At 51.6% G+C, this 6,541-nt stretch carries 7 protein-coding genes; 5 read left to right on the forward strand and 2 right to left on the reverse strand.

Features of this window, described 5'->3' with window-relative positions; all coding sequences use genetic code 11:
• Positions 1 to 62 precede the first annotated feature (62 nt).
• Genes KZZ10_RS01960 through KZZ10_RS01975 form a run of 4 tightly spaced genes read left to right on the forward strand, consistent with a single transcriptional unit; the run spans position 63 to position 3,691 of the window.
• A complete protein-coding gene (locus tag KZZ10_RS01960; protein WP_259659801.1) occupies positions 63 to 1,049 on the forward strand; it encodes a tripartite tricarboxylate transporter substrate binding protein in 987 nt (328 codons plus the stop codon).
• Positions 1,046 to 1,942: a polysaccharide deacetylase family protein gene (locus KZZ10_RS01965; RefSeq protein WP_259659802.1), complete on the forward strand. Its 897-nt coding sequence runs from the start codon at positions 1,046 to 1,048 to the stop codon at positions 1,940 to 1,942. Before KZZ10_RS01960 ends, KZZ10_RS01965 begins: the two co-directional genes overlap by 4 nt.
• A gap of 17 nt (positions 1,943 to 1,959) precedes the next feature.
• Positions 1,960 to 2,931 carry a tripartite tricarboxylate transporter substrate binding protein gene (locus tag KZZ10_RS01970; protein WP_259659803.1) on the forward strand — a complete coding sequence of 324 codons (972 nt, stop codon included), beginning with the start codon at positions 1,960 to 1,962 and terminating at the stop codon, positions 2,929 to 2,931.
• Between the two features lie 16 nt (positions 2,932 to 2,947).
• Positions 2,948 to 3,691 (forward strand): hypothetical protein, encoded by a 744-nt coding sequence (locus KZZ10_RS01975; protein WP_259659804.1) that lies wholly within the window; start codon positions 2,948 to 2,950, stop codon positions 3,689 to 3,691.
• A 9-nt stretch (positions 3,692 to 3,700) separates the two neighbouring features.
• Here the strand turns inward: KZZ10_RS01975 and KZZ10_RS01980 are convergent, their stop codons facing one another.
• Together KZZ10_RS01980 and KZZ10_RS01985 are read right to left on the reverse strand one after the other, a co-directional pair.
• Positions 3,701 to 5,110 (reverse strand): FAD-binding oxidoreductase, encoded by a 1,410-nt coding sequence (locus KZZ10_RS01980; RefSeq protein WP_259659805.1) that lies wholly within the window; start codon positions 5,108 to 5,110, stop codon positions 3,701 to 3,703.
• 22 nt (positions 5,111 to 5,132) lie between these two features.
• Positions 5,133 to 5,804 (reverse strand): aspartate/glutamate racemase family protein, encoded by a 672-nt coding sequence (locus KZZ10_RS01985; RefSeq protein WP_259659806.1) that lies wholly within the window; start codon positions 5,802 to 5,804, stop codon positions 5,133 to 5,135.
• Between the two features lie 152 nt (positions 5,805 to 5,956).
• Between KZZ10_RS01985 and KZZ10_RS01990 the strand changes: the two genes are divergently transcribed.
• Positions 5,957 to 6,541 (forward strand): LysR family transcriptional regulator (locus KZZ10_RS01990; RefSeq protein ID WP_259659807.1); only part of this gene is annotated, 585 nt, incomplete at its 3' end.

Consider the following 6,541-nt stretch of genomic DNA (forward strand, 5'->3'; position numbering starts at 1 on the left):
AAACTTGGCATGTATCTTGCTTGTATTTATTGGATCGTTCCAACAACTAGAGAGAGCACCAAATGAAACTGTTTAGCAAAATACTCTGTATCGTCGGGCTAATTGGCGCGACCGCATTTGGCAGTGCACAGGCGCAGCCAACCTCCGCAAAAGACTATCCTGATCGCTCGGTTAAGTTCATTGTCCCATTCCCGCCAGGCGGAGCTGCGGACGTATTCGCCCGTCTTGTGGCGCAAAAGTTAACGGACAAATGGAAACAAACAGTACTAGTTGAAAACAAACCGGGCGCTGGGGGTCGGATCGCAACACAATTTGTTGCGACTGCTCCGGCAGACGGGTACACCTTTTTGGTAGTCACCGTAGGGCACGCCGTCAACCCAAGCCTCTACAACAATCTGCCTTACAAGACTGAGCAAGACTTTAAAACCGTAGCGATGTTGGCAGATCTGCCCAGCATGCTGGTGGTCAATAACGACCTTCCCGTTTCAAACGTCAAAGAATTAATTGCGCTCGCAAAAGCCCAACCAGGCAAACTTACCTACGCATCGTCTGGGAATGCCACGACCAGTCACGTTGCGGCGGCCATGCTCGCAAATGCCGAGAGTGTGGAACTTGTGCACATTCCTTACAAAGGCTCTGCACCCGCTATTACCGATATGATCTCAGGTCGAGTAAACATCATGATCGATCCTATCGCTACCGCACTTCCACACGTGAAAAGTGGGAAGTTAAAAGCGCTTGCAGTCAGCACACCAAACCGCTCGCCCTTAGTGCCACAGCTTCCAACCATTGCTGAGTCCGGCGTACCTGGTTATGACTTTTCAGCCTGGTTCTTGTTGCTCGCACCGTCAGGCGTTCCCAACAATCTGATTAACAAAGTCAACGCCGACATCGCCGAAGCCATGAAAGACCCAGAATTGTTAAAAACTTATGAGACACGTGGCGCACAAGCTGGCTCTGGCACCCCGGAGTCGCTATCAAAGTTTTTAACAAATGAGATCAAACGCTTTGCCACCTTGGTAGAGAAAACAGGAATGAAAGCAGAATGATTTTTCCGCCACGCGATCTTGTTGGCTATGGCCCAACGCCACCCAAGGTAAGTTGGCCGAACAACGCTCGCGTGGCGGTGTCTTTCGTACTGAATTTTGAAGAAGGTTCGGAGTACAGCATTGCCGATGGTGACAACCGCAATGAAGCGGTCTATGAGGTCATCGATAAATTAGAAGGTATTCCTGATCCCTGTATACAAAGCCACTTTGACTATGGAACGCGCGTAGGTTGGTGGCGAATTATGGATCTGCTTGAACGTCACGGCGTGGCGTGTACGGTCAGCTCCTGCGGTCGGGCCGTTGAGCGATACCCTGAACTCGCACAAGATGCGATTAAACGCGGCCACGAGGTGTCGGCACACGGGTGGCGTTGGGAAAGCCATGCTCGCATGAGCGTTGAGGAGGAACGGGCCTCCATTCAGAAAACGATAGATGCGATTAAGCTTGCTACGGGAGTCCGTCCAGTAGGATGGCACACACGATCTGCGACAACGATCCACACAAGAAAGCTCTTGATCGAGGAAGGGGGCTTTCTCTATGACAGTGATGACTATAGCGATGACCTTCCCCGATTGGTGCAGCACAATAGCAAGCCCCATATCATCTTGCCATACGCCTTCGATACAAATGATATGCAGTTTCAACACACTCATCGCTTTGTTCGAGCGAAGGACTTTTCAGGCTATGTCAACGACGCGTTTGATTGGCTTTGGGAAGAAGGAGAGACCCATCCAAAGATGATGTCCGTTGGACTACATCTCAGGATGCTGGCCAGACCGGCAAGAATGTGGGCCCTTTTACATATGATCGAACATATGAAAGAAAAAGGACAAGTCTGGTTTGCACGGCGCGATCAAATCGCAAAGCATTGGCTACAGAACTACACAGAATAATACTTTGAGACAAAGTCATGAAAATTTTTAAAAAATTTATTTGCTATCCACTTGCATGGATTTTTAGCTTTGCCTGCTGCACACACGCCTACACGCAAGAGCTACCCAAAGTCATCAAGATGGTGGTGCCTTTCGCACCTGGGGCAAGTAATGACTTGTTTGCGCGAGCGCTAGCGCAAAAGCTCAGTACAAAACTCGAGCTCACGGTCATCGTTGAAAATAGGCCCGGCGCCGGTGGAGTCATTGGCGCAGATTTTGTTGCCAAAGCCGCACCGGATGGCGCAACCTTACTCTTCACCTCGAATGCGCTGACTACCACGGCGGCCGTGCAACGCAAATTGCCATACGATCCTGAAAAAGATCTTGCGCCAATCGCTATGGTCGCAAGCAGTGGGCTGATCTTACTGGTTCGCACAGATGGGCCCTACACCGACACAGCAACGTTGGTGCAAGCGATGCGGGATCCAAAAAACAAAATGACCTATGGCTCTTCGGGTATTGGCTCAGTCAATCATGTCAGTACCGAACTACTCCATTCAATGGCGGGCACCACCGCCCTGCACTTGCCGTACAAAGGATTAAGCCTCGCACTCATCGATATGATCGGCGGGCGAGTAGATTTCTTGATTACCACGGTTGCATCCTCAGGAAGCCAGTTGCGCGCGGGTAAAGTGAAGGCTTTGGGAGTGACTTCGCTCGGCCGCAGTCCTTTTAATCCAGAACTCGCACCAATGGCTGACATCGTGCCTGGCTACAGCAGCGAAATCTGGTGGGGCGTTTTTGCACCCGCGGCGACATCGAAAACGATTATTGAGCGCCTAAATAAAGAGATTCGACAGGTCACCGCAGAGCCAGATATGCAAAAGCTTTTTGCCCAAGAGGCAGCACTGGCGACCACTTTGACGGCGGCGGACTTTGCGCAACGCATTAAAACTGAAATTGCCTTGTGGAAAAAAGTCGTCCAAGAACGCAACATACAACCTGAATAGAACGAGGAGAGACAACATGCTAACAATGCCTAGCCAACAAGCCTTACCGAACAGAAAAATTTCAAAGTCACCTGCCAACGGCGCACCACGCTGGCGGACGGATTATTTTGGCACCGTGGGAGGCGGAAAAGTCACACAGGATCCTCAAGCGTTTTTAATTGAGATGCCAATTAATGACACTATCTTGCCCCACTTTCATGTTGTCGATCAATTCCAAGTCTTCGTGTCAGGAGCAGGAAAAGTAGGCCGCTCGGATGTGTTGCTTCCACTCACTATCCATTACGCCGACCGCTTTACCGGATATGGTCCAATTGATGCGGGCCCACAAGGCTACTCCTACTTTACGCTTAGAGCCAACACCGACTCTGGACCCGTGTATCTACACCAACCAGGGTACAAAGAAAAACTGCAGCCATCCAAGAAAAGACACTTCTCTGCACATGCGGCAATTAGCACGGAGGCGGTGCTCGCTAATCGAGAGACCGTCACGTCCGAGCGCATTAATGAGAAGACTACAGAATATACCGATGGCGTAGACGCAAAGCTGTTTCGGGCTGGCAAAAATATGTCTATTGTCTGCGACGATCCAGCACAAACAGGTGGCCAATATTTTTTAATTGTTAATGGCAACCTGACCCACGCGGGACAACAACTCGCAAAATGGTCGGTGATGTTTGTTCATCCGACTGATGCCCCCCTGTCCGTGCAAAGCGGGCCAGAGGGCTGTGAGCTGCTGATGCTGCAATTTGGCAAACAGTAGTCGCCTAGGTCACAGAAGCTTGCCTGGATTCATCAACTGATTTGGATCAAGTGTGCGCTTAATCGCAATCATGAGATCCATTTCTACAGATGACTTATAGCGTCGCAGCTCATCGCGACGCAACGTTCCAACGCCGTGCTCAGCACTGATACTGCCATTGAACTGAGTGACCAAATCATGGATACGTTTGTTTAAATCAGCGGTCTTTTTTGCATAGTCTTCGTAGGCAACATCCAAAGGCAGTAGAACGTTGTAATGAAGATTGCCATCACCGATATGGCCAAAGTTGATGATAGGCAGACCAGGGAAATCGTCTTGTACAGCTTGATCCGCTTCAGCAGCAAAGCGAGCAAGGCTTGAAATCGGGAGAGCGATGTCATGCTTAACGGCCTTACCTGCTTTCACTTGTGCCATCGATATCCCTTCGCGCAACTTCCACATCGAGATACTTTGCGCCTCACTCATCGCGACGACACAGTCATCGATAAGTGCGTCTTCGATTGCTACAGCTAATCCAGCCTGCAACATATCTTGCACCCCTGACATATTGGTATCAGCCAATTCAATCAGTGCATAGTAGGGGTATGTTTTATCGAGTGGCGAAGCATGCCCCGGCAGTTGCTGTGTCACGAGGGCCAAGCTGGGCGCTGACATCATTTCAAAGGCACTTAGTCGCGGACCACAGTCTGCTTGCAAACGATTCAGCAGCGCCACAATATTGGTTAGATTTTGCGCGCCCACCCACGCCGTCACACGTCCCGCAGGTGCAGCAAATAGCTTCAAGACAACGCCTGTAATGATTCCCAGAGAACCCTCAGAGCCAATAAACAAATCCTTCAAGTCGTAACCAGTGTTGTCTTTCCGCAAGGCTCGCAAACCATTCCATACACGGCCATCCGGCAACACCACTTCAAGACCTAGCGTTAAATCGCGTGTGTTGCCATAGCGTAAGACCCCCGTACCACCCGCGTTCGTTGCCAGGTTTCCACCAATCGTGCAGCTACCCTCGGCCCCCAGACTCAAAGGAAAGTAGCGATCAACGTGACGGGCCGCCTGCTGAATGTCGGCCAAGATCACGCCAGCGTCGGCTGTCAGGGTATTGTTAATCGGATCTACATCGTGAATGCGCTTCATCCGATTCAACGACAACACGACTTGAGCGCCGCTCATATCGGGTGTTGCACCACCACTCATTCCTGTATTGCCCCCTTGAGGAACAACAGGCGTATGCGTCTGATGACAGAGCCGCATCACCGCCGCCACCTCTGTGGTGTTGCGAGGACGTACCACCGCGACAGTTCGGCCGTGGGCTTTGCCTAACCAGTCATTCACGTAGGGTTCTTGATCAGCGGGATTCAGTACTACCCCCTCCTCGCCGACAATGTGCAAGAGCCGTGACGTTAATTCTTTTTGCTTCATGGGATCTTGCACAGTGAGCGCCCTACCAGCCTAACAATGTTCGACCAATCGCCATGGCGGTCGCTGCCTGTGTGGGCTCAACCACTGGAACACCCAGTTGCTCTTCTAACCATGCTCGGTGTGCTGCCATCCCTGCGCAACCCAAGACTACAACATCAATCAGATGCTCATCACGCAAAGCTTTTCCGGCCCGAAGCAAACCCGCACGGGTGCGCTCCGCATCCACCAAGTCCACCACATTCATGCCTAGCGGAACCTCTGCCACGACCCGTTCAGTCAAACCCATCGCACCAAACATCCGACCATGCCTTGGGATTGACTGGCGCAAAATCGCAATCACACCGACTCGGTGGCCTCTGGTCAGCGCAGTGAGCGCACCACACTCACTGATTCCCAACACGGGTTTCGTCGTTGCCTCGCGTACCGCATGCAACCCAGGATCACTAAAACAGGCTAAGACATAAGCGCCGGCACCTGCACCGTGTTTTGCGTCAAGCCCCTTGACTAGATTCACTAAAGGCAGAGTGACCTGTTCCACGTCCATCTGTGACTGAATCCCAGGTGGGCCTTCAGCTAAGGTCAAGCACTCAATCTTTGGTCCACCAGGCAGTCGTAACGCATTCAACGCTTCATCAAAAGCGTCTGTCACGGCTTGGGTTGAGTTTGGGTTGATGACAAATATCGTTTTGACCATGGCTAAATCCCCTTTTAGACAAGAATAGCAGTGACTAAACATGTTTTGCATTGTCAATTTATGCGTGATCCTTAACATGGTGTTATGGTTGCACCACAGATCTGGATTCATCCCACACCACCTCGTGGTGCCTTTCTTAGGGGCTCAGCACGATGCAATTGAACCTGCGACAAATCGAAGTCTTTCGGGCGGTGATGACCTCCGGCTCAATTAGTGGCGCTGCCAAACTACTTTTTGTGTCCCAGCCAGCGATCAGTCGCTTGTTGTCCCACACAGAGCAGAGACTCGGTTTTGCCTTATTCGAGCGTATTAAGGGACGCCTGTACCCTACACCCGAGGCCCGTCAACTCTTCAAAGAGGTCGAAGCCGTCTACGACGGCGTGCGCCGCGTTGAAGAGTTAGCCAGTGAACTCTCTGAGAAACGCAGCGGCATCCTGCATCTGGTGTCGAGCCCCAGCATTGGGCACATGCTCATCCCCATGGCCATCGCCCAGTTTCACCAGACGCACCCAGAGGTCAAGGTGACGTTTCAGCCACTCACGGTCGTACCACTTACCCAAATGCTGCTCGATCATCGTGCAGATCTCGGTGCCGTCATCCTGCCTTCACAACACCCCAACTTACTGTCTGAGCCAATCGGCCAGGGTAACCTTGTCTGCATCTTCCCCTACAACCATCCGCTCGCAAGCGGTTCCATGCTAACGATAGAAGATCTCTTGCCTTACCCTCTGGTGTCC

The sequence above is a fragment of the Zwartia hollandica genome (assembly GCF_019923725.1).
Taxonomy (GTDB): Bacteria; Pseudomonadota; Gammaproteobacteria; order Burkholderiales; family Burkholderiaceae_B; genus Zwartia; species Zwartia hollandica.